This is a genomic window from Subtercola endophyticus (assembly GCF_021044565.1).
GTDB lineage: Bacteria > Actinomycetota > Actinomycetes > Actinomycetales > Microbacteriaceae > Subtercola > Subtercola endophyticus.
Genome location: NZ_CP087997.1, coordinates 3,729,528 through 3,754,752 on the forward strand (window position 1 = coordinate 3,729,528; position 25,225 = coordinate 3,754,752).

The 25,225-nt window shown below is 62.1% G+C and carries 20 protein-coding genes; 12 read left to right on the forward strand and 8 right to left on the reverse strand.

Features of this window, described 5'->3' with window-relative positions; genetic code table 11:
- Positions 1-16: 16 nt before the first annotated feature.
- The 4 genes from LQ955_RS17275 to LQ955_RS17290 form a co-directional block, all read right to left on the reverse strand.
- The gene (locus LQ955_RS17275) at positions 17-919 is read right to left on the reverse strand and encodes an amidohydrolase family protein (RefSeq protein WP_231025716.1); all 903 of its coding nucleotides are present in this window, start codon (positions 917-919) and stop codon (positions 17-19) included.
- Position 920: 1 nt separating this feature from the next.
- Positions 921-2,252 (reverse strand): L-fuconate dehydratase, encoded by a 1,332-nt coding sequence (locus LQ955_RS17280; protein ID WP_231025717.1) that lies wholly within the window; start codon positions 2,250-2,252, stop codon positions 921-923.
- On the reverse strand, positions 2,249-3,241 hold the full coding sequence (locus LQ955_RS17285) for an aldo/keto reductase (protein ID WP_231025718.1): 993 nt from the start codon (positions 3,239-3,241) through the stop codon (positions 2,249-2,251). The genes LQ955_RS17280 and LQ955_RS17285 overlap by 4 nt, the downstream gene beginning before the upstream one ends.
- A gap of 202 nt (positions 3,242-3,443) precedes the next feature.
- Positions 3,444-4,157 carry a FadR/GntR family transcriptional regulator gene (locus tag LQ955_RS17290; protein ID WP_231025719.1) on the reverse strand — a complete coding sequence of 238 codons (714 nt, stop codon included), beginning with the start codon at positions 4,155-4,157 and terminating at the stop codon, positions 3,444-3,446.
- Positions 4,158-4,589: 432 nt separating this feature from the next.
- On the opposite strand from LQ955_RS17290, the gene LQ955_RS17295 reads away from it, so the two are divergent.
- The 5 genes from LQ955_RS17295 (at position 4,590) to LQ955_RS17315 (ending at position 12,199) form a co-directional block, all read left to right on the forward strand.
- The gene (locus LQ955_RS17295) at positions 4,590-5,369 is read left to right on the forward strand and encodes a carbohydrate ABC transporter permease (protein ID WP_231025720.1); all 780 of its coding nucleotides are present in this window, start codon (positions 4,590-4,592) and stop codon (positions 5,367-5,369) included.
- Between the two features lie 11 nt (positions 5,370-5,380).
- The gene (locus LQ955_RS17300; RefSeq protein ID WP_231025721.1) at positions 5,381-6,301 is read left to right on the forward strand and encodes a carbohydrate ABC transporter permease; all 921 of its coding nucleotides are present in this window, start codon (positions 5,381-5,383) and stop codon (positions 6,299-6,301) included.
- Between the two features lie 61 nt (positions 6,302-6,362).
- On the forward strand, positions 6,363-7,601 hold the full coding sequence (locus LQ955_RS17305) for an ABC transporter substrate-binding protein (protein WP_231025722.1): 1,239 nt from the start codon (positions 6,363-6,365) through the stop codon (positions 7,599-7,601).
- 102 nt (positions 7,602-7,703) lie between these two features.
- Positions 7,704-10,148 carry a glycoside hydrolase family 2 protein gene (locus tag LQ955_RS17310; RefSeq protein WP_231025723.1) on the forward strand — a complete coding sequence of 815 codons (2,445 nt, stop codon included), beginning with the start codon at positions 7,704-7,706 and terminating at the stop codon, positions 10,146-10,148.
- Between the two features lie 47 nt (positions 10,149-10,195).
- A complete protein-coding gene (locus tag LQ955_RS17315; protein ID WP_231025724.1) occupies positions 10,196-12,199 on the forward strand; it encodes a beta-galactosidase in 2,004 nt (667 codons plus the stop codon).
- A 21-nt stretch (positions 12,200-12,220) separates the two neighbouring features.
- On the opposite strand, the gene LQ955_RS17320 is transcribed toward LQ955_RS17315, so the two are convergent.
- Together LQ955_RS17320 and LQ955_RS17325 are read right to left on the reverse strand one after the other, a co-directional pair.
- Positions 12,221-13,645: an MFS transporter gene (locus LQ955_RS17320; RefSeq protein ID WP_231025725.1), complete on the reverse strand. Its 1,425-nt coding sequence runs from the start codon at positions 13,643-13,645 to the stop codon at positions 12,221-12,223.
- A gap of 161 nt (positions 13,646-13,806) precedes the next feature.
- Positions 13,807-14,454, reverse strand: a complete 648-nt coding sequence (locus tag LQ955_RS17325; RefSeq protein WP_231025726.1) for a response regulator — start codon at positions 14,452-14,454, stop codon at positions 13,807-13,809.
- Positions 14,455-14,510: 56 nt separating this feature from the next.
- Between LQ955_RS17325 and LQ955_RS17330 the strand changes: the two genes are divergently transcribed.
- The gene (locus LQ955_RS17330) at positions 14,511-15,944 is read left to right on the forward strand and encodes a GAF domain-containing sensor histidine kinase (RefSeq protein ID WP_231025727.1); all 1,434 of its coding nucleotides are present in this window, start codon (positions 14,511-14,513) and stop codon (positions 15,942-15,944) included.
- Between the two features lie 101 nt (positions 15,945-16,045).
- The gene (locus LQ955_RS17335; protein WP_231025728.1) at positions 16,046-16,936 is read left to right on the forward strand and encodes an aldolase/citrate lyase family protein; all 891 of its coding nucleotides are present in this window, start codon (positions 16,046-16,048) and stop codon (positions 16,934-16,936) included.
- Positions 16,937-17,045: 109 nt separating this feature from the next.
- On the opposite strand, the gene LQ955_RS17340 is transcribed toward LQ955_RS17335, so the two are convergent.
- Complete coding sequence (locus LQ955_RS17340) at positions 17,046-18,182, reverse strand: ABC transporter permease (RefSeq protein ID WP_231025729.1); 1,137 nt, start codon at positions 18,180-18,182, stop codon at positions 17,046-17,048.
- Between the two features lie 123 nt (positions 18,183-18,305).
- Here LQ955_RS17340 and LQ955_RS20090 point away from each other — a divergent pair, with 123 nt between their 5' ends.
- A complete protein-coding gene (locus LQ955_RS20090; RefSeq protein WP_304961250.1) occupies positions 18,306-18,878 on the forward strand; it encodes a TetR/AcrR family transcriptional regulator in 573 nt (190 codons plus the stop codon).
- Between the two features lie 26 nt (positions 18,879-18,904).
- Here the strand turns inward: LQ955_RS20090 and LQ955_RS17355 are convergent, their stop codons facing one another.
- Positions 18,905-19,804 carry a LysR family transcriptional regulator gene (locus LQ955_RS17355; RefSeq protein WP_231025730.1) on the reverse strand — a complete coding sequence of 300 codons (900 nt, stop codon included), beginning with the start codon at positions 19,802-19,804 and terminating at the stop codon, positions 18,905-18,907.
- Positions 19,805-20,043: 239 nt separating this feature from the next.
- Between LQ955_RS17355 and LQ955_RS17360 the strand changes: the two genes are divergently transcribed.
- The 4 genes from LQ955_RS17360 (at position 20,044) to LQ955_RS17375 (ending at position 25,161) form a co-directional block, all read left to right on the forward strand.
- A complete protein-coding gene (locus LQ955_RS17360) occupies positions 20,044-22,050 on the forward strand; it encodes a flavin-containing monooxygenase (protein ID WP_231025731.1) in 2,007 nt (668 codons plus the stop codon).
- A 108-nt stretch (positions 22,051-22,158) separates the two neighbouring features.
- A complete protein-coding gene (locus LQ955_RS17365) occupies positions 22,159-23,025 on the forward strand; it encodes an isocitrate lyase/PEP mutase family protein (protein WP_231025732.1) in 867 nt (288 codons plus the stop codon).
- On the forward strand, positions 23,022-24,335 hold the full coding sequence (locus LQ955_RS17370; RefSeq protein WP_231025733.1) for an amidohydrolase family protein: 1,314 nt from the start codon (positions 23,022-23,024) through the stop codon (positions 24,333-24,335). Before LQ955_RS17365 ends, LQ955_RS17370 begins: the two co-directional genes overlap by 4 nt.
- Positions 24,328-25,161 carry an SDR family oxidoreductase gene (locus LQ955_RS17375; protein ID WP_231025734.1) on the forward strand — a complete coding sequence of 278 codons (834 nt, stop codon included), beginning with the start codon at positions 24,328-24,330 and terminating at the stop codon, positions 25,159-25,161. The genes LQ955_RS17370 and LQ955_RS17375 overlap by 8 nt, the downstream gene beginning before the upstream one ends.
- The last annotated feature ends 64 nt before the right edge of the window (positions 25,162-25,225 follow it).

The window sequence follows — 25,225 nt, forward strand, 5'->3', positions numbered from 1 at the left end:
AGATCCTGTGTGTTTTCTAGAGGGTCGGAAGAGAGGATTCGGCGCGGGAACTGCTCACCGCGCTGGCGAGACGTTTCGGGTCGATCGAGTAGAACCGCGCGGCGGTTCCGCCGGTGAGTTGTTCGCGCTCGGTCGGGCTCAGCTCGCTGAACAGGCCCGACAGAGCCTGCCAGACCCGGTCGTAACCGCCCGCAGTCAGCGAGATCGGCCAGTCGCTTCCGAACATCAATCGCTCGGGCCCGAACACCTCGACCGCGCGCCAGAAATAGGGTCTGATCGACTCGGAGGTCCACTCCTGAGGCGCTCCCGCAGAGGAATAGAGACCAGAGACTTTTGCGAACACCTGAGGGCTCGCGGCCGCCTTCTCGATCAAAGTCCACCACGGCTCTCGATCGTCGCGCCCGATCGGTGGTTTCGCGAGATGATCGATCACCACCTGCAATGCGGGCGAGCGACGAACCAGTTCAGCTACGAGCATCACGTGCTGGGGCAGCACGGCGGGCAGATCGAAGGTCAGGCCGTGGTCGGCGAGAACGTCGAGGCTCGCAGTCACCCGATCGTCGAGCAGCCAGGCGGGATCGGGGTTGTCGTGAATCAAATTCCGCACGCCGACGATGGTCGGATCGGCGGCGAATTCCTCTGCGAGCTCACGGGTGCGACGGGGGTCGTCGAGCGGCGCGAAAGCGACTATTCCGACGATTCCCGGGTGCTGGGTCGCGGCCTCCCGCATGAGCGCCGTGTCTTCGTCGTTGTCGGCCGATTGAACGAGAACGGTCGCTTCGATGCCCGCGCGCTTGCGAGCCGCACCGAGTTCACCGAATCCGAACGGCCGATCAATCGACGCCAGGTCGGAGCCGAGCCAGTCATACCGGGCACGCCCGGGATCCCAAATGTGTTGGTGGGAATCGATGACGACCATGTCACACGGCTATCTCTGCTGCTAGGGGGTGGGCGGCCCGCATCCAATACTCGCCGTTCGGGTAGGAATATTCTTCTACCGACTCGGCCCACATCTCGGCACTGTAGCCGGGAGCGGTAGGGATGACGTACGAACCGTTCGCGACGATACAGGGTTCGACGAAGTGTTCGTGCAGATGATCGACGAATTCCGTGACCCGATTCTCGAGCGTGCCCGAAACGCATACGTAGTCGAAGATCGAGAGGTGCTGCACGAGTTCGCAGAGACCGACGCCGCCGGCGTGCGGACAGACGGGCACGCCGAACTTCCAGGCCATGAGGTAGACCCCGACGATCTCATTGATGCTGGCAAGCCGAGCCGAGTCGAGCTGGCAGAAGTCGATCGCCTCAGCTTGGAACATCTGCTTGAACAGCACGCGGTTCATGCCGTGCTCGCCCGTGGCGACGCCGATCGGAGCGACCGCACGCCGGATCGCAGCGTGCCCGAGAATATCGTCGGGGCTGGTGGGCTCCTCGATCCACAATGGCTTGAACTCTGCAAGCGACTTCATCCATTCGATGGCTTCTGGAACATCCCACACCTGATTCGCGTCGATCATGAGATCGGCATCCCACCCGATGACGTCGCGAGCGATGCGCAATCGCCGAACGTCGTCAGCCTTATTCGCACCGACCTTGACCTTGAAATGGCGATACCCCTCATCGACGGCTTCCTGAAGCAGCCTTCTGAGCTTCTCGTCGCTGTAGCCGAGCCAGCCGGCACTCGTCGTGTAACACGGGTAGCCGCCGTTGGCTTCTAGAACGGCGATGCGACTGGCTCGACCCGATTGCTTCTCGGTGAGAATCGCCACCGCTTCTTCGCGCGTCAAGGCGTCGGAGAGATAGCTGAGGTCGGTGGCGTCGACGAGTTGCTCGGGCGACATCTCGGCGAGCAGGCGCCAGAGCGGCTTGCCGGCGACGCGTGCCGCGAGATCCCACACCGCGTTCATCACGGCTGCGGTCGCCAGATGAACGACCCCCTTCTCGGGCCCGAGCCAGCGAAGCTGCGAGTCGCCTTGCATCGTGCGATAGGTCGCACCGAGGTCGCCGACAAGCTCCTCGACCGTGCGCCCGACCAGGGGGATTCCTCGCTGACGGGCCGCCTCTACGCACAGATCGTTGCCCCGACCGATGGTGAACGTGAAACCGTACCCCGAGATCGTCGGATCATCGGTGTGGATCACCACATACGCCGCGGAGTAGTCACCGTCTTTGTTCATGGCGTCAGAACCGTCCGCGCTGAGCGAGGTCGGAAACCTGACGTCGTGAGCCGTCACGGCGATGATGGTGGTCATGCTGCTCCTGAAGTAGAAAGTGGTAGGGAGATGAGGTCGCGCTCGGCGAGCGCATCCCAGAGTTCCTGGGGTGCCGTGACCGATCCGCGCGCGGCGTTCTCGCGAACTTGTTCTGCCGATCGAGCTCCGAGAACCGTCGAGACGACCACGGGGTGCAATCGCGCGAAGGCGACGGCGGCCTCAGCAAGGGAGAGATCGAATTCTGCGCAGACGGCTGCGATGGTGTTGGCGCGCTGAGTGATCTCCGCCGGTGCAGGGGCATAGTTGAAGTGATCCCCTGGCTCCGCATGCGAGCGGGCAAGGATTCCCGAATTGTAGACGCCGGCCGAAACGATTCCGACACCCCGACTCTCGGCGACGGGAAAGAGGTCGAACCACGCGCTCTGATTCAACAGCGTGTTGCAGCCCGCCACCATGACGAGGTCGATATCGCTCTGGCGAATGAACTCCGCGGGCATCGCGCTCTGATTCATGCCGACTCCGATTGCTCGCACCACGCCTTGATCGCGCAGTTCGAGCAACGCTCCGACCCCGGTCGTCGATGCTTCGGGCCAATGGTCATCGGGATCGTGCAGGTAAGCGATGTCGATGCGATCCAGACCGAGCCTGCTGAGGCTCTGCTCGATCGAGCGCAGAACACCGTCTCGGCTGAAATCCCATTCGCGAACCATCGTCGCGGCAACGTCGAAGCCTTCATCGTCGGTCCGCCGCCCGTCATCGCGACTCGGCACCAGCAGGCGGCCGACCTTGGTCGATACCACGTACTCGTCGCGCGGAAAACTCGCGAGCGCCTCGCCGAGACGGCGTTCCGAGAGCCCGAGGCCGTAGTGCGGGGCCGAATCGAAATAGCGAATGCCGGCGTTCCAGGCGGCGGCGACAACGGCATGCGACTGTTCGTCACTGATGGCACCGAACAGATTGCCCAGCTGCGCAGTGCCGAGTCCCTGTTCGGTCAGCCTCAGGTCACCCCGCGTCGTTCGCTGTCGCATAGCCCACTCCAAGAATCACTCAGCCGCATCAATACATTAGATCAATTACTTCGATTGACGCGCACTTTCGGCTGTGATTCATGACTATACCCTCAATAGTCAGATGAATGAAGAAGAAATGAGTGAGCGCTGGGCGCTCCCGGTCCGCTGAGGGTGACTCGGAGAGTGATCGAACGAGATGCGCGAGTGATGTGCGCCCGTGTCAGGTGCTCGGTGAACCGGCGGCTTTGTCTTGAAGAAAATCTTCGACGGCGTAGAGGTGAGAAGCCATACGGATTCTGGCTCCCTCGGCATCGTGTTTCTGAAGCGCGGCGAGAATGGCCCTGTGCTCCGCCCGCGTGGCCTGCACTGCCCCATCCTCAGAAATCGCTCGCCAGAGCCGGTCGCGAATCGTGCGGCTCGCCAGCGCTTCGATGAGGGATTCCAGCACTGAATTTCCACTCGCTCGCGCGATGAGGCGATGGAAGGCGATGTCGGCGTCCATCATGTGTTCGTAGTCGATCTCGGCCATGGGATCGGTGATCGTCTCTTCCATGCCGCTGAGAAGATGGCCCGCTGCCGCCAAGTCGGCTTCGCTTATACGCGTGGCTGCCTGAAACGCCGCTTCCGACTCCAGAACCCGACGCACGGTCTGCAGATTCGCGCCGGCTTCTGGCGACTGCAATTCGACCGCAAAGCTCATCGGCGCGAGAAGCATGCCGGGATCGAGTGAGGTGACATAGGTGCCGTCACCTTGCCGCGTCTCGAGCACACCCATGATCGCCAGCGCGCGCACTCCCTCTCGCAGAGAACCTCGCGAGACGCCGAGCTCCGAAGCGAGGTCTTTCTCGATCGGCAGACGGGCACCGGCCGAGAGCCGACCGCTGGTGATCATGTCTTTGACGCCGGCGACGACGATGTCTGTTTGGCTCAACATCTGACCAGTTTAGGCTTGCAGAGGATCCAATCCGCTCCGTCAGACAAATTGATCCAATGTATTTGCCGTGGTCATAAGATCATATGAATGACCACAATAATTCGGCGGCATCCTGCTCTTCTGGGGTGCAATTGCAGGACGGCGGCGAAAAAGATTAGATGAATTGCTTGCGGGCGGGTGTGCGGCTTGCTAGCCTGACGTCAGAAAGTTCATGGCGCAAGGAGGCGACGCGTGTCAATAGCGAGTAAGCGACCACCAACGCTAGTGGGTTCAGTCGGAGTATCTGGCGCAGTGGGTGTGCGAGGCAAGCGGTCGGTGATCCGCTACTGGCGTGAGTATGTTTCGATCGCGCCATTTTTTGTGGTGTTCCTGGCCTTTTCCATTATCCCACTGGGTTTTGCTGTCTGGCTCAGCACCCAGAAATGGGATGGGTTGGGGCAACCCCAATACGTCGGGTTGGCTCAATGGGAGCGGCTTTTCACCACCGGTGACTTCTGGTACGCGGCCGGCAACACCTTCCTGATCTTTGCGCTCGGCATGATTCCGGTCGTGATCGGTGCGCTGATCGCAGCGGTGGTGCTTTCACAGCCGCGGCTTCGGGGGCGAGCGTTCTATCAGTCGGCGTTCTTCCTGCCGCAGGTCACCTCGCTGGTTGTTGTGGCGGTCGTATTCCAGGCGCTCTTCAGCACTCGGTTCGGACTCGTGAACGCGGTCGCCAAGTTTTTCGGGCTCGCCCAACTCGATTGGCTCACCAACCCGTGGGGTATTCGAATCGTCATAGCGCTCATGATCATCTGGCGGGGATTCGGCTACTTCTTGGTTGTCTTCATGGCCGGGCTCACTGCTATCGATACATCATTGTTCGAAGCCGCACGCATGGACGGAGCCGGTCCGCTGCGAATGTTCTCGTCAGTGACCGTTCCGCTTCTGCGGCCGACGCTGATCTTCGTCGCTTTGACAGGCACCATCTCCGGGCTGCAGATCTTCACTGAGCCGCAGTTGCTCTTCAGCGGAACCGGAGGTCCGGGCCAAGCAGGGCTCACCATGATGCTTCTGCAGTATCAGTATCTGGGCGGTCCGGGCGTCACAGCGGCAACGGCTCCGGTGCACACCGATCTCGGCTATGCAACCGTCATCGGCTGGGCGATCTTTCTCATTCTCATCGGAATCGCCGCGATTAACGCCCGACTCCTCCGAAGCTCCAACGACTAAGGGAATTGCTCATGAGTGCACTAACGACAACCCCGCCCGTCGACGTTCAGCCGCCCGCGCCGCAGGAAAAGAAGCCGCAATCTGTTCAGAAGATTCGACGGCACTCCCGGCCCGGGGTCGGGCGGGTGAGCACGCACGTCATCTTGATCTTCGGGGTGATCGTCTTCGCGTTTCCGTTCTACTGGCTCGTGGTCATGGCGACGAGTTCGACCAGCGATATGTTCTCGTTCCCGCCACGTCTGATCCCGGGCGATCAGTTCTTCGCCAACTTCGCAAAGGTGCTCGAAGGCTCCGACTTCTGGCATTCCTTCTTCAACTCCGTCTGGCTCACCATTGTCGTATCTGGTACGCAGCTCTTTCTCGCTGCCCTGGCGGGCTATGTGTTCGCGAAGCGCAAATTCCCCGGGCGTAACCGGCTGTTCGCGGCTCTGCTCATCACGCTCGTACTTCCCACTGGAGTATCCCTCGTGCCGAACTACGAGATCTATTCGCAGTTAGGGTGGCTGAACACCTTCTGGCCGCTGATCATCCCCACAGCCGTCACGGCGTTCGGAGTCTTCTGGATGCGCCAGTCGGCATCGGCGGCGATTCCCGATGAAGTCATCGACGCCGCGGGCATCGACGGGGCCGGATTCTTTCGCACCTTCTGGAGCATCGGCCTCCCGTCGATGAGGCCTGCCCTTGTCGGCCTGGGGATCTTCCAAGTGATGTGGACGTGGAACGACTACCTCTGGCCTCTGCTTGTTCTGGGAGACCCGTCGCAATTCACGCTTCCCATCGCAATCCAGCAATTGAATGGAAACTACGGGTCGGTCGACTACTCCGTCGTCATGGCAGGCACTCTCGTCGCCACAATTCCGCTTATCGCGCTCTTCCTCTTTCTGAGGCGGACGATTCTCGAGAACGTCGCCGGGGGCGCGGTCAAAGGCTAAGGCGTTCTCACCAAACAAACCTCGGCACGCAGCAGTGCTGAAACCTAGAAGGGTATAGAAAATGCATTCACATCTCAGACGATTCGGCGCGCTCGCGGTCAGCGGTGCGTTACTCGTCACGCTCGCCGCGTGCAGCGGATCCAGCGGTGGCTCGTCGTCGAGCAATGACATCGAGATTTGGTATCGACCGGGCTCGCTGCCCACCGCCTCGATCAACGGCGTTCAAGCGCAGTTCCCGCAGGCGAATATCAAGCTCGTCAAGACGCCCGACGTCGATACGAAACTCCAGTCCGCACTGCGAACCAACTCGGGCATCCCCGACATCGCGGTGGCGAACATTTTCGTTCTCGCTTCGGCATCTGACAAGTTCGCCAATGTCGATGACTACGGATTCAAAGACGTCGCTGACCAGTACCTGGGTTGGAAGGTGACGGCAGCGCAAGACTCGACCGGGCGTCAAATCGGCATCCCCATCGACATCGGGCCGGAAGGTTTCTTCTATCGTGCTGACAAATTCGCTGCAGCAGGCCTGCCCACAGACCCGGCGCAGGTGAGTGCGCTGGTTTCTACCTGGGATGGTTACGAAGCCACCGCGAAGAAGCTCACCGATGCAACAGGATCGTTCGCGTGCGATTCGGCCGGTGCATCCATCTATACCCCCGCGGTGTTCGCACAGGGGTACTACTACTACGTCGACAAGCAGCCGGCGCCGGCCGATCCGATCAACAAAGATGCCTTCACGAAGGCCATCGCGGCGGGCGAGAACGGTTTGTGCCTGAACGCAGAACCGTACTCGACCGACTGGAGCGCCGGCATAGCGCAAGGCACGATGGCCGGCTTCGTCGGCCCTGCGTATGAGGCAGCTCTCATTCCGCCCGCAGGCGGCGACGGTTCGGGGCAATGGCGGGTTGCGAACGCTCCGGGCGGCCCGTCTGCCCAGCAGGGGTCGAACATCTCAGTGTTCAAGGCGTCGAAGAACCCGACGCTGGCAACCCAGATCGCAGAATGGATGACCAACCCCACCAACCAGGCCGCGGGGTACAGCGCTGACGGGCTCTTTCCCTCCACCCCGAGCTCGTACACGATGTCGCAGATGCAGACGCCTGACCCGTTCTACGGGGGCCAGGTGACATCGACACTCTTCGCGTCCGTCGCCCAGGCAGCACCGACCGTGTTTCAGGGCCCCAGCTCGACGGTCATGCAGTCAGCATTCTCCACTGCACTGACTGACGGGATAACGAATAAGCAGAGCGCCGACGATGCCTTCGCCGCTGGGCTAGCGAAAGCCACAGCTCAGTAGACACCGCATAGCGCAAAGCAAGGGGGTGGAGCGGCTCCGCTATCAGGGCCGCCCACCCCTCTCGCCTGCTCTACGAGGCTCACGAACACGCAAGGAAATTCAGTGACCGAAACACCCTCTCGTCGAAAAGAACTGCTCAATCGCTCGTGGAAGTTCACGTACGGCAGCCCCGCCGACGCGGTCGAGCCGGCGTTCGACGACGGAGCGTGGTTCGACGTAGGGATTCCGCACTCCTTCGGCATTCCCTACTTCATGCAGACCGAGTTCTATGTCGGCTGGGGAATGTACCGCCGACAGTTGCACATCGGCGACGCCGACCTCGAGAAGCGGGTAGCGCTGGAGTTTCAGGGCGTCTTCCAAGACGCTGAAGTCTTCGTGAACGGTGTGAGCGCCGCCCGTCATCTGGGCGGATACACCGCATTCGAGGTGGATGTGACGGAACTGCTGATCGCCGGCGAGAACGTGATCGCGGTGCGCGTCAGTAACGAGTGGAATGCGAGGCTTGCGCCGCGGGCCGGGGAGCACGTTTTCAACGGCGGAATCTACCGCGACGTGAGTCTGATCGTCTCCGATCCCGTGCACATCGCGTGGTACGGCACGTCGATCACGACGGTGTCGCTCGATTCGGGTTCTGCTCGCCTTTCGATCGAGACTGAGATCGAGAACGAGACCGCCGAGCATTTCAGGGGAGTGCTCCTCGGGCACGTGTCAGATGGGGATGGCAACGTTGTCGCAACGGTCGCCTCTGACTGCGAGGTTGGCCCGGGATGCTCGGTGAAAGTGCATCAAGACCTGGCACTCGATGGTGTCTTGCCGTGGCATCCCGATCACCCGTATCTTTACCAGCTCGACCAAGCGATCGAAGACGACGACCGTGCGGTAGACACGGCGGTGACCGAGTTCGGCGTGCGCACCATTGAATTCACGAGTGATCGCGGCTTTTTTCTGAACGGTGAGCATGTGTGGATCAACGGAGCGAATGTGCACCAGGATCACGCGGGCTGGGGTGACGCCGTCACGCACACGGCGATGGCGCGCGACGTTTCTCTGATCAAGCAGGCGGGAATGAACTTCATCAGGGGTTCGCACTATCCGCATCACGAACATTTCGCGACTGAGTGCGACGGGCAAGGCATGCTGTTCTGGTCTGAACTGCCGTTCTGGGGCATCGGCGGAGCGAACGCCGAGGGCTTCTGGAATGCCAGCGCCTACCCGATCGTCGAAGCTGATCGCGAAGAATTCGAGCAGAGCTGCAAGCGTGCGCTCGCCGAAATGATCAGGGTGAATCGTAATCACCCCAGCGTCGTTGTCTGGAGCACCGGCAATGAGGTGTTCTTCAGCGACGACAGCGTCATCCCCGAAGCCAAGAACCTGACACGAGAGCTCGTTGAACTGGCGCACGCCATCGACCCCAGCCGACCCGCTGCCGTCGGTGGAGCTCAACGGCGAGACTTCGACGCGCTGGGCGACCTCGCCGGATACAACGGTGACGGCGCCGCGCTGTTTCACAACCCGCCGTGGCCGAACATCGTCTCGGAATACGGCAGTGCCATCGAATCCGGTTCAGGAAGCTACTCAGACCGCTACACCGACGGGGTCGAGGTGCCGCACGAGTGGCGCTCGGGCATTGTGCTGTGGTGCGGCTTTCATCACGGAAGCATCGTGCCCGAAATGGGCTCGATGGGCTTCATTGATTACTATCGACGCCCCTTGCGCTCGTGGTACTGGTACAGAAACGAACATCGAGCAATCGAGCCGCCCGTGTGGCCGGAGCCCGGCACGGCCGTGTCGATCGCCCTCACAACAGATCGCGGCGAGATCTCGACCGACGGCACAGAAGACTGCGTGATCGGGGTCGAATTCCTCGATCGGAACGGAATCGTGGTGACCGAGGAGCGCTCAGTCACGATCGAGGTCGTCGAAGGCGGGGGAGTGTTCGCGACCGGACCGACGATCACGCTTTCGCCGAGCGACAACGGAATACGAGAGGGTCGCGGCGCGGTGGAGTTTCGCTCCTACTACGCGGGAATCAACAGGCTTCGGGCTCGTGTCGACGGCCTTCCGGCTGCAGAACTGACCGTCGTCGCGCACGGCGGTGAAAAGTGGAGCGGTCAAGCTCGAAACATCGCAACCGGCCCCCCGACCCGAATCGGGCTACGGGCGGATGCCTCGTCACGCGTGCTTTCAGAGAAGCGACCGGTTTTCAGCAGCGGGGCAAGAAGCGATCGGCCGGCGAACCTCGTCACCGATGCCAGCGACCCGCGGGGATGGATAAGCATCGACGCACTCCCCGGTTCATGGTTGCGTGTTGATCTCGAAGGGGTATGGAATATCCACGGTATCGCCATCGACTTCGTCGGCGACCAGCACGTGCCCTACCGGGTCGAGACGGTGAACGTCTCAGACGACCGCACTGTCGTGGCGCGGTCGGTGGCGCGACAAGGATCGGTGAACCATATCCTTGCGGGCGAAGTCGCACGGTCGGTGATCGTGACGTTTCCCGAGGCGGCAACCGAAGTGGCGTACATCAGCATCGAAGGTAGTTGACCGGCTCACGCCGGAGACTCACTCGTCAACACGAAGAAAGAGACAGCATGCCAATCTGGTTCGGCGGGGACTACAACCCCGAGCAATGGCCATCAGATGTGTGGGCCGAAGACGTCACCCTGATGCAGCGCGCAGGCGTCACGATGGCCACGGTCGGGGTCTTTTCGTGGGCGAAGCTCGAGCCCCGAGAAGGGGAGTTCGAGTTCGGCTGGCTCGATGAGGTGCTCGATGGGCTGCATGCCGGCGGTATTCGTGTCGATCTGGCTACGGCCACCGCTTCTCCGCCGCCCTGGCTCACGCACGCCTATCCCGAGGTACTGCCGGTCACCGCAGAGGGAGTGACGCTCGGGGGCGGTTCCCGGCAGCAGTATTCGCCCTCGTCGCCGGTCTACCGGCGCTTCGCGACGCGGCTTGTTCGCCAACTCGCCGAGCGTTACGGCGAACATCCTGCGCTCGAGATGTGGCACATCGGCAACGAGTACGGCTGTCATGTGTCGCACGACTACTCCGACGTGGCAGCGGCCGCCTTCAGGCTCTGGCTGCAGGAGAAATACGGCGACATCGGCGCACTCAACTTCGCCTGGGGCACGGGGTTCTGGTCACAGCAGTACGCAGACTTCGAAGAGATCTACCCGCCGCGCGCGGCACCCACCTACCTCAACCCCACACAACTGCTCGACTTCGATCGATTCTCGTCGCGTCAGCTGCTCGAGTGTTATCTCGACGAAAAGCGGATTCTGCGAGAATTGACGCCGCAGATTCCCGTGACAACCAACTTCATGGGGTTCTTCAAGGGTGCGGACTACTGGGAATGGGCGCCCCACGTCGACATCGTCAGCAACGACAACTATCCCGACCCTGCCGACCCGGAATCGTCGCAGACGGCCGCCATGGTGTGCGACCTCATGCGATCGCTCGGCGGAGGTGCTCCGTGGATTCTGATGGAACAGGCGACCAGTGCCGTCAACTGGCGAACGAGCAACGCGCCCAAGAGGCCGCATCACATGCGTGCGGGGTCGTATCAGGCCGTGGCGCGCGGAGCAGACGGGATTCTGTTCTTTCAGTGGAGACAGTCGGTTGCCGGTGCCGAGAAGTTCCACTCGGCACTGCTGCCGCACGCGGGCCCGCAAACGAGAGTCTTTCGAGAGGTGGAGGAGCTCGGAGCCGAACTCGCCGGTCTCGGCGAGGTACTCGGCAGTCGCCTTACGGCACACGTCGCAATCGTCTTCGACTGGGCCAGCTGGTGGTCGCTGGAACAAGAGGCAACGCCCGCCGATATCGACTATGTGAAGCACGTGTTCTCGTGGTACCGCGAGCTTCTGCGCAGAAACGTCGCTGTCGACTTCGTGAAGCCCGGCGCATCCGTTGACGGGTACAAGGCCGTGCTGGTGCCCGCGCTTTTCGCAGCGAGCACGAGCGATCTCGCGGTCTTGTCAGACTATGCCGAGCACGGCGGCAACCTTCTCGTCACCTTCCAGTCCGGAATAACCGACGAGAACCTGCACATCACCGAAGGCGGCTACCTGGGGTCGTTGCAGAAGACGCTCGGCATCACGGTCGAAGAGTTCGCGCCTCTCGCAAGCGCCGATCCGAATGCACCGGTCGAGTCGGTCATCGAAGGAGAGATCTCAGGATCCGTCGCGGTCTGGCGCGAATACCTTCACGCCGATGACGCTCAGATACTGGCCTCGTTCGTCGACGATCTGGCCGGCTGGCCCGCGATCACTCGACGACAGACCGCCGAGGGAACTGCCTGGTACGTCGGTACCTGGCCCTCTGCGGCTGTCATCGAGTCCATCGTGGGTGCGCTGCTTGAAACGGCGGGCGTCGACGGTGTGTTGGATCCCGTACCCGGCCTCGAAGCGGTGCGCCGAGGTGAGTTGGTCTTCGCTCTCAACCACGGATGGTCGCCCGTTGAGCTCTCTCTCAGCGGAACGGACATCCTCTCTCCCGGAGGGGCCGGAGGGGCCGGAGGGGCCGAAGGCACGAAGCATGCGCTCGAGGCGCAGGGTGTCGCCATTGTCGTGCCCGCGGCGGAGGTGGCGGGATAACACCCGATTCGCGAAATCGGCCTACTCGGCTACGAGCGAATCGGGCATGGGCTGCGAACGTTCCCCCGCAAGCTCGGCGATGCGCGCTCGTCGTGCTGCGACCACGCCGACGCGCGGGCCGAGGGCTGCGATGATGCCGAACAGTACGACGAGCAGAATGAACCACGTGAACACGCCCTCGACCGCGAACGCCGTGAAGATCACGCCGATCAAGAGTGAGTTGATGATGCCGCCGAGCCGGGCGAATCCATTGGAGAATCCTGTTCCCACGGCGCGGATCTCCGTGGGGAAGATCTCGGTGGCGTAGGTGGCGACACCGCTGGCGATGACCGCCGTAGCGAGAGAATTGACGATGCCCGCGAGAATGATGACGACGACGGAATCGATGTATCCCATAGCGGCGAATGTGACGGCGACGACAATTGCGCAGCCCACGAGGAGCCACTTGCGTTCGAATCGGTCGATGATGAACAGCCCGATGACGCCTCCCGCTATTCCCGCGAACGTGAGAATGAACGTGATGCCGAGCGCACTCGCCGCAGGGTAGCCACGCTCGATCAGGATCGTGGGCAGCCACTGGCCGACTCCCGCCTGAAGCGAAAGCATAAGAAAGAAGAGACCGGTTGCGATGAGCGTGCGACGAATGAATCGCGGCTTGAAGATCGCCCATAGTGACGATTTGGTTGCTGTCTTGACCTCTTCTACGATCGGTTCCGGCAGCGTCACCTGGGGGTGGGCGGCCTGAAACTGCCGTTCGAACTTCGCCACGAGGCGTTCAGCTTCGTCGCTGCGGCCCCGAGAGGCCAGCCATCGTGGCGACTCCGGCAAGACCTTTATCGCGATCGCTGCCACGATGATGCCCAGCCCACCGGCCACGAACACCAGATGCCACATTCCGGCTGGCACCACCACGAGTGAGAAGCCCACGATGAGCGGAGCGCCGATCGTGCCGACCGTCAGTACGGTCGCCATCATGCGCCCACGGAACGACTTCGGAAAGAGCTCGTTCACCAGAACGTAGAGAATCGCGCTTGTGGCGGCGATCCCGACGCCAGTCAGTACTCGAGTGATGGCGAGCACCTCGAAGTTGGGGGCGATTGCCGAGCCGAGCGAGCCGAGCGAGAACGTCGCAACGGCGACGAGGATGACGGTCTTTCGGCCGAAGCGATCGGCGAGGCGGCCTCCCACGATCGCGCCGACGAACATGCCCACATAGACCATCGACGTGAGAACGCCGAGCGACTCGAGGCTGAGACCCCAGGCTGCCCGGATGCTCGACGCGACGAGCGAGTACGCCGAGAGATCGATGACGTCGAAGGCGAAGAGGGCGGCGAGAATCACCGCAATCGCGCGATGAGACTTTGTGAGATGCGAGAGACGATCGATCCGGGCTCCGATGCGGAGTGCTTGATTATGGTTGTCTGTCGTTGGAGCGGCAGCGGTCATGGGGGCCTCCTTGCCCTTCTGGCGGATTTTCGACGGCGCGAGCAGCACGCAGCTCGGACCTCGTTGTTGCAATGCTGTCGTGGATCCGGAGAGATTCTCGACTGTCAGACGTCGCGAACCTCACGAGACGAATGTCTCGGTTCAGGTGTTGTCGGCGAGGCTCAGGCCTGGTCGTTACCGCGCCCGCCATCGAGGGCCCAGAGGGCCAGCTGGATGCGAGACTCGAATCCCAGTTTGCCGAGAACATGGCTCACGTGGGTTCGCGCCGTGCGTTCGCTGATGAACAGCTCGTGGGCGATGTCGAGGTTCGACATGCCTTGCGCCACGAGGGTCACGACCTCGCGTTCGCGCGGAGTCAACGACGGCACGTCGGGGTCGAGGCTGCCTTGCGCGAGCTGAACGGCGAGTTCGGGATCGACGTACTGTCGACCGTTTGCGGCCGCGCGGATCGCTTCGAGAATGCTGTCGGGGCGAGCGGATTTCTTGACGTACCCGGCGGCGTCGAGGTCGAAGGCGCGGCGCACTCGCTCCGAGTCTCCGTATGCGCTGAGAACGATGACGCGTGGCGGATGCGAGAGCGATTTCACCTGCTGAAGCAAGTCGAATCCGCTCAATGCGGGCATCATGAGATCGGTCAGCAGAACGTCGACGCCGTTGCTCTCGTCGAGAGAGATCAGGTCGCGAATCGCGACGTGCCCGTCGCCCGTCTCGCCGACGATAGCCACGTCGGCCGCGGTGTCGAGAAACGCGCTCAGCCCGCGCCGAACGATCTCATGGTCGTCCACCAGGTAGACGCGGATATGCGGCATGGCAACCTCGGTCTCTGCGCTCAACGCCGTCAGGCGTTCTGATGCACAATAGCCGTATGGCCGACCGCCCGCATAATCGCTTCAGCACGCCGGGCGCCGAGGCGTGCGTCGATCGCGAGGGCCGGTTGATCGGGGGCGACCCTCGTGCCTTCGACCTCGTGAGAGGCCGGGGTAGCACCGTGAAAGTACCGGATGCAGGCCGCACCGGCTGGGCGATCGACATCGATTCCCGAACGGCGGTCGAGATCCGCCCGTGCGTCGACGGGTTCGTGTTGTCGGAGTACGTGGATGTCGCGACCGAGCTCAGTGCCGACGATCTCGATCGGGCGGACTCGGCGAACCTCATCGCCGTCACCCAGACCACCGGTCTTGATGCGGCGGTTCGCATGATGTGCTCCGACTACGCGCGCGCGACGAGCTTGGTGGCGCCGACGCTCGTGCTGATCGACCGTGATGGCAGCCCCACGTTCGCCGGCGGCCTTGTCGCCTCACACGAAGCACTGGCTGCAATGGAGCGCGCTCGTCGAAATGGGGCGCCGATGGTGATTTGGCAGGCATTTCAAGAAAATCGTGTGATTCTCGACCCGAACTGGTTCGAGGTGGCGCGCAGCGACAAGCGGTTCGCCCCGGTGAGCGACTTGTTCGGCGTCAATTCGCGGGGCGGAACCTTCATCGCGATTCCCTTGCGTATCGATCACCGACCGGTCGGTGTGCTGTCGGCGATCCATCAGCCCGGCGAGCAGCTGACGGCGTCGAGACTGATGGAGTTCTGCCTGCTCGCCGACCGCATGATGCTCGCGATGAGGTACTCGGAGGCGATTCGCCGTTCTCGTGCACTCGGGGCCAACGAAGAACGGTCGCGCATCCATGAGAATCTGCATGCCACCGTCGCTCAAGACGCGTTCGTTCTCTCGCTCGAAGTCGCCAGGGTCAACGCCGTGGCCGACGAGCCGACTCGTGCCCAACTGGTGAACCTCGATGCGATGTCGGAGCAATTGCTCACCGACGTTCGAGCCGTTATCGACGATGCCCACGTCACCGAGACGGGCGCAGACATCACCGCTCGAGTGGGTGTGCTCGTTCACGAGGCGAGAACTCGATCGTCTGCGACCGTCGAGGTCGAGATGGATGTCGAATGGAGCGGTCTCAGCTCCCGATTCGGTGATGACATCATTCGAATCATCGCGGAGGGCCTGCGGAATGCGGTGAAGCATGGCGCGCCCTCAGAGATCGCGCTTCGGGTGCGGCTGGAGCGAGACACGGGCTTGCTCCGGCTGACGATCGTCGACCGCGGCGACGGCTTGCGCAGCTCCCCGCAGTCCACAGGGGTCGGTTTGAGCCTTGTGCGCAGGCTGGTCGAACAGCGGGGCGGAACCGTCACGGCAAAGTTCGATAGCGGCGGAGGGCGCCTGGCTGTCGCCGTGCCGGCTGAGTACGAGTCTGAATGGGCCGTCGCCCAGCGGTTCTTAGAACGTTCGCGCAAACCCTGACGAGAATCGCGACAATTGTCGCGCACGGGGTACGTCAGAGCGCCGATTTGCTCACGCGCGATTCCTGGAATGGTCGAGAGTGAATATACAAAGGAGTACCTATGGCATCGCCCGCGCGCGTGAATCCACTCATCGATCTTCTCGAAGACGACAAACCCATCTTCTGCTTGTGGGTGAACTATTACGGGGTGGGAACCGACTATCAAGCCGCAACCGCCATTCAGGCGAATCCGAATTACGACTTCATTCTTTACGACCTCGAACACCAGCCCTACAACCTCGATCAGCTGCGAGGGTTCCTTCAAGATCTGCTCGACCCTGCGACCATCGAAGCGAACGGTCGCCGAGCGATCAAGCCGGTCATCCCGAGGCTCCCGGCTGCTGGGCGTGAGCTCAATCAGTGGGTCATCAAGCAGGTGCTCGACACCGGTGTCGCGGGGCTCATGTTCCCGCACATCGAAACCGCAGAAGAGGCCCTGCACGCTGTGGCTGCGGCCCGCTACGCCCAGCGACCGGATGCCGCGGACTTCGAGCCGGAGGGTAAGCGCGGCTACAGCCCCGCCGTACCCGCCCGCTACTGGGGCCTGAACCAATTCGAGTACGAATTGAAGAGCGATATCTGGGGTCTTGACCCCGACGGCAACCTGCTTCTCATCTTCATCATCGAGAGCTACCGCGGGGTCGAGAACGTGCGCGAAATCGCGAAGGCTCTGACTGACGCCGGTGTCAAGGCGATTCTCTGGGCCGGCGGTGGCGATCTCGCGCTCTCTTACGGCGAGCCGGTTTACGGCGGCGATGCTCCCCGCACCGATGCCGGAATCGACGCCATCCTGGCCGCGGGCAAGGAGTTCGGTCTGCCCGTCGGCATGAACGGCTACCTAGACGCCCAGTCGGACTTCGACAAGGGCGCTCGCGCCTTCTTCACAGTGGGGCCGGCCTCCTTGGGAGTGGCGCCGCTTTCTGAAGAGGCCCGAAAGGCGCTCGGCCGTTGAGCACCTTCGACGGCGGGCATCGATAGCACTGCGACGCAGCTGGATGCCCGCGAGTTCTTCTTCGCGGCATCCAGCTGCATCAGACCGACCTTGTGGCCTCGACGAGTGACTAGCTGCCTGCACCCACTACCTCGGCGTGCCGATGTTCTTCGGACGTAGCGCTTTCGGCGCTGGTGGGGAGCGCCTCCGCGGTGCGCTCGGCTGTCGCCTTGCGCACACCGAGTACGGCCGAGAACCCCAGAGTGATGAGCAGCCAGATGCCGAGGTGGGAGAGCCAGGGCCACACGTTAGCGCCACCGAAGTAGATGATCGATCTGATCGGTTCCATCGCGGCCGACCCCACCCAGAACGAATGCACGCCCTGCCAGAACCCGGGAAGGAAGTACTGCGGTATCGCCCCGCCTGAGCTCGGGAAGTTGAGAAAGATCACCAGAGTCATCACGAGGAAGATGGCAGCCTGACCCAGCAACTGGTTCGCGACGATCGTGATAGCCCCGACCGTGAAGGTATACACCGCGGCGATGGCGAGCACTGCGGCGATCGCGCCGAAGCCGACACCGTAGCTGCCGACGAAAATGCTCGAGAGACCGAAGACGATCGCCGGCACGGCGACCGCGGTTGCACCCAGAAGCGTGTAGCGGTTGCGGAGCTTCATTTTCGGCGCGACCTGATAGAACACCGTCATGGTGAGGTATCCGCCGATGGTGCAGATGATGAACAGATAGAACAAAGCGGTGCCGGTGCTGTCGTTCGACGAGAGCGGTGCAAGGTCATCGATCGTAGCGGTGGTCCCCAGCTGCTGGGCGATTTGCTGACCGACCCGCTCGACCGTCGCGGTCTGCACCCCGCCTGCGCCTGACGCGATGTGGATCGTCACCGTGGGCCCGATTTCGATGGCGCCGATGGCATCACGATTCATGATGGAATCTACGGCTTCGGTGACCGAGGCTGTCGTAGTGATGGTGAACGCGTCACCGCTCTGCTGCAGAATTCCGTCTTCGATCGCCGATGTCTGGGCCTGCTGGCCCACGATGATCAGCGGAGCATTCACGGGGTGAGGGGCGTGGAATGCGCTGACATAGCAGATCGTGAACATCACGATGAAGAAGAGCGGCAGAATGAGCCCGCTCGCAATGGTGACCCACTTCGGTGACGATTTGGGCGGCGTGACCGCCTCGGCGAAAGACTCATCGACCGGATCGAGATCGACCTTATCGTGGCGCGGGGCGGATGGAGTTAGTGTCATGTGCTGATCCTTTGGCAGTGTTCACGTGGAATTTCGATAAAGTGGCGACGCTGCCTGGATCAAGTGTCATCGTTGATTACACTTTTGTCAACATTGATTACACTCATCGCGAGAGGAGGCCCAGTGTCTAAAGCGAACGAGACCCCATTCGATAGATCGTTCTACGTCAAGAAAGCGATTCGCGAGGCGGCGGCTGAGCTCTTCGTGAGAGACGGGTACGCTGCGACGGGGATCCGCGACATTGCGGCGACGGCAGGAACAGACCCGGCCCTTGTCATTCGGCACTTCGGGTCGAAAGAGGCTCTGTTCCTGGCGACGATGACAGTCGGCTCGACGTTCGGCGACATCATGGCCGGCCCTATCGACGACCTCGGTGTGCGGCTCGTGCAGTATCTGCTGAGCGAGGCAGGAACGACGGCCATCCGCGGTGTCTTCGTGGCGCTGACCCGCGCTTCAGACCGGCCAGAGGTCAAGGCTCAGTTGCAGAACAGTGTTCAGCAGGCATTTATTACGCCTATCGCGTCTCGGCTCGATACGGCCGACGGAGAGCTGAGGGCAATGCTGTTCGGCGCGCAAGTGGCAGGGCTGATGAGTGCACTGTGGGTGCACGAAGATCCGCGTTTGGCCCGTGCAAGCACCTCGAGCATCGTCGCCCTGTACGGAGGCTCCTTGCAGCAGCTGCTCGACGCGCCGTAGTCACTCATCGTCTACGGCGTGGGCGGCTAGAGATCGAGCGGCGTGACGAAGCGCTTGCGCGCGAGCTCGAGGATCGGGCCGAGATCGCTGTCTCGATCGCGATTCACCCGCCAGCAGAGGTAGGTGATCGCGTGCTCCGCCGCCGAGTGGAGCGGCCGAATGACGACACCGTCGCCGGCGAGGTATTTGTGCCAGGGGGCGCTCGGGTTCGCGAGGGTGAGGCAGCATGATCCTCCCTCGGCGATGATGGCCGGGATTCCGCCGATGATGTCGGAACTCACCGGCACGACCTCCCTGATGTTTCGGAGGTACTCAGCGAGCTGAGGGGCGGTGGGGTCTGCGCCGGGTTGGGCCAGCAGACGAAGTCCGTCGAGGTCGCCCGGGCTGACAGAGGTGAGTCGCGAGTACTTGGGTTCGTCAGGCAGCGCCATTCCCGGTTCTTCTCGCAGCACGGCAAGATAGTCGAGACGACGGTCTTCGCTTCGCCGATTGACCAGACCGAACGCGAGCCTTCCGCTCACGATCTGGTCCATCTGCACAAACGAGTCGAGGGGCTCGAGGCGCACGTCGGCAGTCGGCTCGATCTCGTGGATGACCTCGTCGATGAGGGCCCGGGTCAGTTCCGGAGGAACCGATCGAATTCCGACGTTCAGTTCGACGTGCCCGCGTATCCGTCTTCGCGCCTCGCGCTGCATCTCGTCGACGTTCTCGAGTATGCGTGACGCATACGGAAGCAATGACAGCCCCAAGGGGGTCAACTCGACTTTTCTGGTCGCGCGAATGAACAAGGCACCCCCCAGTTCGCTTTCGAACTGCTGGATGCTGCGACTGAGCGGTGAGGCGGAGATGTTGAGATTCTCCGCTGCCCGAGAGAAATTCAAGGTCTGTGCCACAGCGAGAAAGTGCCTGATGTGACGAAGTTCCATGTGGGCAGTATGGCGAACTGCCGCCGGGTATGCAATGAATCCTTCGGTTACCGGGGCGCACCACGTCAGGGCGAATTTCTCGTCAGATATTATCTATTGGTGAATAGGCGCTGTAAATACTGAGGTGTGCTGTCGGTCTTCTGGTAATTGATGAAAGTCAATAAGATATATTAGTCATCACACAGACCTCGTCCTGCTCGAAATGAGAAGGGCAGAGGCGCTCAACGAAGAGGAGAAGCATGTCTCAAGGCGCCATCCGTTCAGAGTTCACCCACAACGTCGCCCGTTCGGTGATCGACGCTGAAGAGTTCAGAGAGCATGCACAATCGGCCAGCACCGCGCAGCTGCTGCTCGTGGCGGTGCATGTCACCGCCGATCCGACGCTGCTCGATCGTTATGAGAATCGTGTGGGCAGGCCGGCCGCCCTTCCCCTGGGTGGCGTGGTGCCTGCGCCGGTGCCCGCCGAAGCCGGGGTGCGGGAAGAACTGTTGCAGTTGCTCGAAGAGACGCTGACGAGCCACGAACAGCCGGAATATCTGGCGGTGCCCAGTCGCGAAGACTTCTCTCGCATGAGCACGGTCGCGGTGGGAAAGCCCATCAAGCAGACCCAGATCGACATGAACCTCGAGCAGGCCGGGTTCGTTCCGGATGCACGAAGCATCGAGCCGACGAAGAATCCGCCCAAGACGCTGAACCTCGCCATCATCGGTGCGGGAATGACGGGCATCGACGCCGCCGTCAAAGCGACGGATCGTGGCTTCGAATGGGAGATCTTCGCGATGGATTCTGGCATCGGCGGTTTGTGGTGGTCCCAGACGTATCCGGGCGTCGCAGTCGACACGCCGTGTGTCTACTACTCGTTGTCGTGGGAGGTCACGCCCGACTGGAGCAGGCACTATCCGCTCGGAGCGGAGTACAGTGCCTACCTTCAGAACATCGCAAAGAAATACGAGCTCGAGAAGCACATCAATTTCAACTCGGAGATCACTCGCATGGAGTGGCTCGAGGCAGATCAGGTATGGGAGCTCACCGTCTTCTCGACGGTCGACCACACCAGTCGAAAAGTTCGTGCGGCGGCCGTGCTCACCGCCGCCGGCCACCTGAATCGGCCGAACTATCCGCAGGTGATCGGTCGTGAAGACTTCGCAGGCGAGTCCATCCACACGGCCGAGTGGCGCGATGTGTCGCTCGAGGGCAAACGGGTCGGTGTCGTCGGCGTAGGAGCAGCAGGCGTACAGGTCATCTCGGCGATTGCGCCGAAGGTCGGCGACCTGACGGTCTTCCAGCGCCAGCCGGTCTGGTTGTCGCAGAACACCATGGGCGATGGCGCGGTGAGCGACAGTGAGCGGTGGTTGCGGCGTCACCTGCCCTACTACCTGCACTGGGCGAGGCTCTCGCTCTTCGCTGGGGTGAACTCGATCAGCCACCTGATGAATGAAGTCGACCTCACTTGGATGTCGGAACATGACACGTCTATCTCCGAGATCAACGAGATGGTGCGGCAGGCCTGTCTGCGCTACATCGACGAGGCGTTCGGCGAGGATTCCGAGCTGGCGAAGAAGGTCACTCCCGACTTTCCGTATGGCGGCAAGCGCCCCGTACGCGACCCGGGCGACGACCGCCCCGGCGGCTACTACTGGGCGCTCAAGCAACCGCACGTGCAGCTCGAGACCTCTGGTCTCGCGCGCGTCGTTCCGGAGGGCATCCTTACGGCCGACGGCGTCGTTCATGAGCTGGATGTGATCATCTGGGCGACGGGCATGACCCTCGACTTTCTCGCACCCGTCGAGATCGTGGGCCTCGATGGCGTCACGCTCCGAGAAGCGTGGGAGGACTACCTGCACCCGCGCGCGTATCTCGGTGGCATGGTTCCCGGCTTTCCGAACCTGTTCGTCAACGACGGCCCGCACACCGGTGTTGCCAATGGCGGCGCGGGGCACAACTTCATGGCAGAGACCGTGAACCATTTCATCTTCGAGGCGTTGCAGCTCGCCGTCGAGAACCAGGCGACGTCGATCGAGGTCACGCAACAGGCGTACGACGCGCACACCGCCGAGCTCGAAGAGAAGATGTCGCACTTGATCTGGATGCACGACGACAAGGCCAACACCTATTACCGCAATCCCGCAGGCTATGTCATCTTGCCGAGCCCGTTCTTGCCGGAGGATTACTGGACGAGGTCACGCAAACCCGACCCCTCGGCGTTCGTGCTTCGGGAGGCGAGCGACGCCGAAGCCGCCGCTTGATTGCGTCTCTATGAGCAATAAAGAGTGGTCAAATCGGTCGTGGATTATTGCCATTGGCAGTCATAGAGTCAAGACAGAACCAAACCACAGAGAAAGCGAATTCCCTCAATGTCGAGTCCACTCAGAGACCTGATCGCCCTTCACAAACCTCTCGTCGCACCGTCGATCTACGACGGCATCTCGGCGGCAGTACTCCGCGACACCGGCTTCTCGGCCGCCTATGTCGGCAGCTATGCCACGGGCGCCACGAAGTATGCCGTTCCCGACATCGGCTACATCGGTGTCGAAGACATGGCCGACCAGATTCGGCGATTGGCCCCTATCGCGAACGTACCGCTCATCGTTGATGGCGAAGGCGGCTGGGGCAATCCCCTGCACGTCGCCCGCTCCATCAAGATACTCGAGCGCGCCGGGGCGGCCGCCATTCACATCGAAGATCACGAGTTCGGCAAGCACATCGTGATGAACCCGCGCATCATTCCCGTCGGCAAGGCCGTCGACAAGATCAAGGCCGCGGTGGATGCCCGTGAATCCGAAGATCTGATGATCATCGCTCGCACGGATTCGCCCGGAACCGAGGGTGCCGAGGCCGCTCTCGATCGCCTGTTCGCGTACGAGCAGGCGGGGGCAGACGGACTGTTCTACGCGGGCATACCCGACGCCGCGGTGCAAGGGCGCCTCAAGGCAGAGAGCAACGTGCCGATCTTCGGTGTCGACTTTCCGGGCCAGAGCGCAGAAGAACTCGGCAACCTGATCGACGTCGTGTTGTACTACGGCATCTCGCACCTCGTGACACGGGCTGCTCTGCAGCGCGCATTCACCGTGCTCGCCACCGAGGGCTCCACGGTCAGCCTCGAAGAGGAGCTGGGTGGCATTCCGGGAATCATCGGCTTCGACGACTTCTTGGGCGTACCTGCCGCTCGAGTGAAGGCTGGCCAGTACGGCCTGCTCGACGAGGAGGGTTCGGCGAAATGACGAAGAACTCTTCCACCCTGTTTTTCGGGGCGAATGTCATCGTCGGCGATGGTTCGGATCCTGTCGAAGGCACCGCTCTGCTCGTGAAGAACGGTCTGATCGTGGGCTCGGGCAGCGTCTCGAACCTGGCGGTTCCCGACGATGTCGAGCGAGTGGATCTCACGGGGTCGACCATCATGCCGACCATCGTCAACCCGCACATCCACGCCGGCTATCTGAAGGGCGCCTCGACCGAAGCGGTGAACTTCTCCCGCGAGAACATCCTCGACCACCTTCGGAGGTTCGTCTACTACGGCGTGAGTGTCGTGCAGTCGCTGGGAACAGACCGTGACGATATCGAACTCACGATCAGGAATGAACAGCGTTCTGGGGCCTTGAACGATCCCGAACTCGCGTTGCTGTTCAGCGCGTCCAGGGGAATCGCGGCTCCGACACCCGGGCAGGAGAACGGCGGCGCCTTCTTCGCCCCCGACGCGATTTTGGAGGCGGCGACACCCGAACAGGGTCGCGAGCACGTGCGATTGCTGGTCGAGAAGAACCCCGACGTCATAAAGTTCTGGGTCGACGATCGCAACGGCACGAAGGTCAAGATGACCCCCGATGTCTACGCCGCGATCATCGATGAAGCCCATCTGCTGGGCAAGAAGGTCATCGCCCACATCTACGAGCTCGACGATGCCAAGGGCGTCGTGCGCGCCGGCGTCGACGGAACGGCTCACATGGTGCGCGCTCCCGGCCCGGATGAGGAATTGCTCGCGCTGATGACCGCGAATGACTCGTTCGTTTTCACGTCGATGAGCATTCAGAAGATGATGGTCGACGGTGACGGCTGGCTGGATGATGCTGCCCTCGCCGAGACAGTGGATGCGGCAACACGCCAGAGCTTCAAAGCCATGATCGGCCAGGCGTCGCCAGAGATCGCAACCATGATGACCTCGGGTTACCGTGTGCTCGAGGCGGGTCTGCTGCAGTACCACAACGCTGGAGTGCGAGTTCTGCTCTCGGGTGACACCGGAGTCATCTCGCAATTTCCGGGATTCGCCGAGCACCGCGAGCTCGAAGCCATGGTGCTCGCGGGCATGCCAGCGGCCGACGCAATCGTGTCTGCAACTCTTCTGCCCGCGCAGATGCTCGGCCTCGACGACCGCGGGTCGCTCGAGGTCGGTAAGCGCGCCGACTTCATCGTGCTCGAGGCGAATCCGCTCGACGATATTTCGAACACCAAGAGGATCGCCGACGTGTACATCGCCGGCTCGAAGATAGACCGCGGCGCACTGCGCGCGGGTTTTCAGGAGGAACACCATGTCTAAACCAGTTCTCGTTGTCATCGGAGCGGGCGGGATGGGCGCTGCTATCGCCCGCCGGCTCGGCTTCGGAAAAACGCTCGTTCTCGCCGATTTCGCCGAGGCTCCGCTGCAGCGACTCACGGAATCGATGCGCGGCGACGGTTACGATGCCATCGCACAGACGGTGAATGTCAGCGACCGCGAGTCGGTAGCCGCACTCGCTGAGGTCGCGGCCGGCCTCGGGCCGGTCACGGGCGTCGCCCACACCGCTGGGCTCTCACCGGAGCAGGCTCCCGTTGCTGCGATTCTCGCCGTCGATCTGGTCGGCGTCGCAATTGTGCTCGACGAATTCCAGCACGTCATTGCCGAAGGTGGCGCTGGTGTCGTGATCTCCAGCATGGGCGGTCACATGGGCAACTATCCGGTCGAGGTGCAGCAGGCGCTTGCCGCGACTCCGACAGATGAACTGCTGAATCTGCCGTTCCTCGCTGCAGACGTTCTGACGAACGCCGGCGCGGCCTACTCCATCGCGAAGCGAGCGAACCAGCTGCGGGTAACGGCTGCGGCCGCGACGTGGGGCGAGCGGGGTGCGCGAATCAACTCGATCAGCCCCGGCATCATCTCGACGCCGATGGGACAGCTCGAACTGGCAGGCGCCGGCGGCGCAGGCATGCGGGCGATGCTCGAGGCCTCGGCGACGAAGCGACTCGGTACTCCTGAAGACATTGCGAACGCGACGGAGTTCTTGCTCGACCCGCGATCCAGTTTCATCACCGGCACAGATATTCTCGTCGACGGCGGAGTCATCTCTGCGCTTCGTTCCGGCTTGCTCACCATCCCTGGGGTGTGAGGCAAGAAGCACACCAGCAACCAGACGCACGAAAACGAAGGGGCTTCCCGACACGATGTCGGGA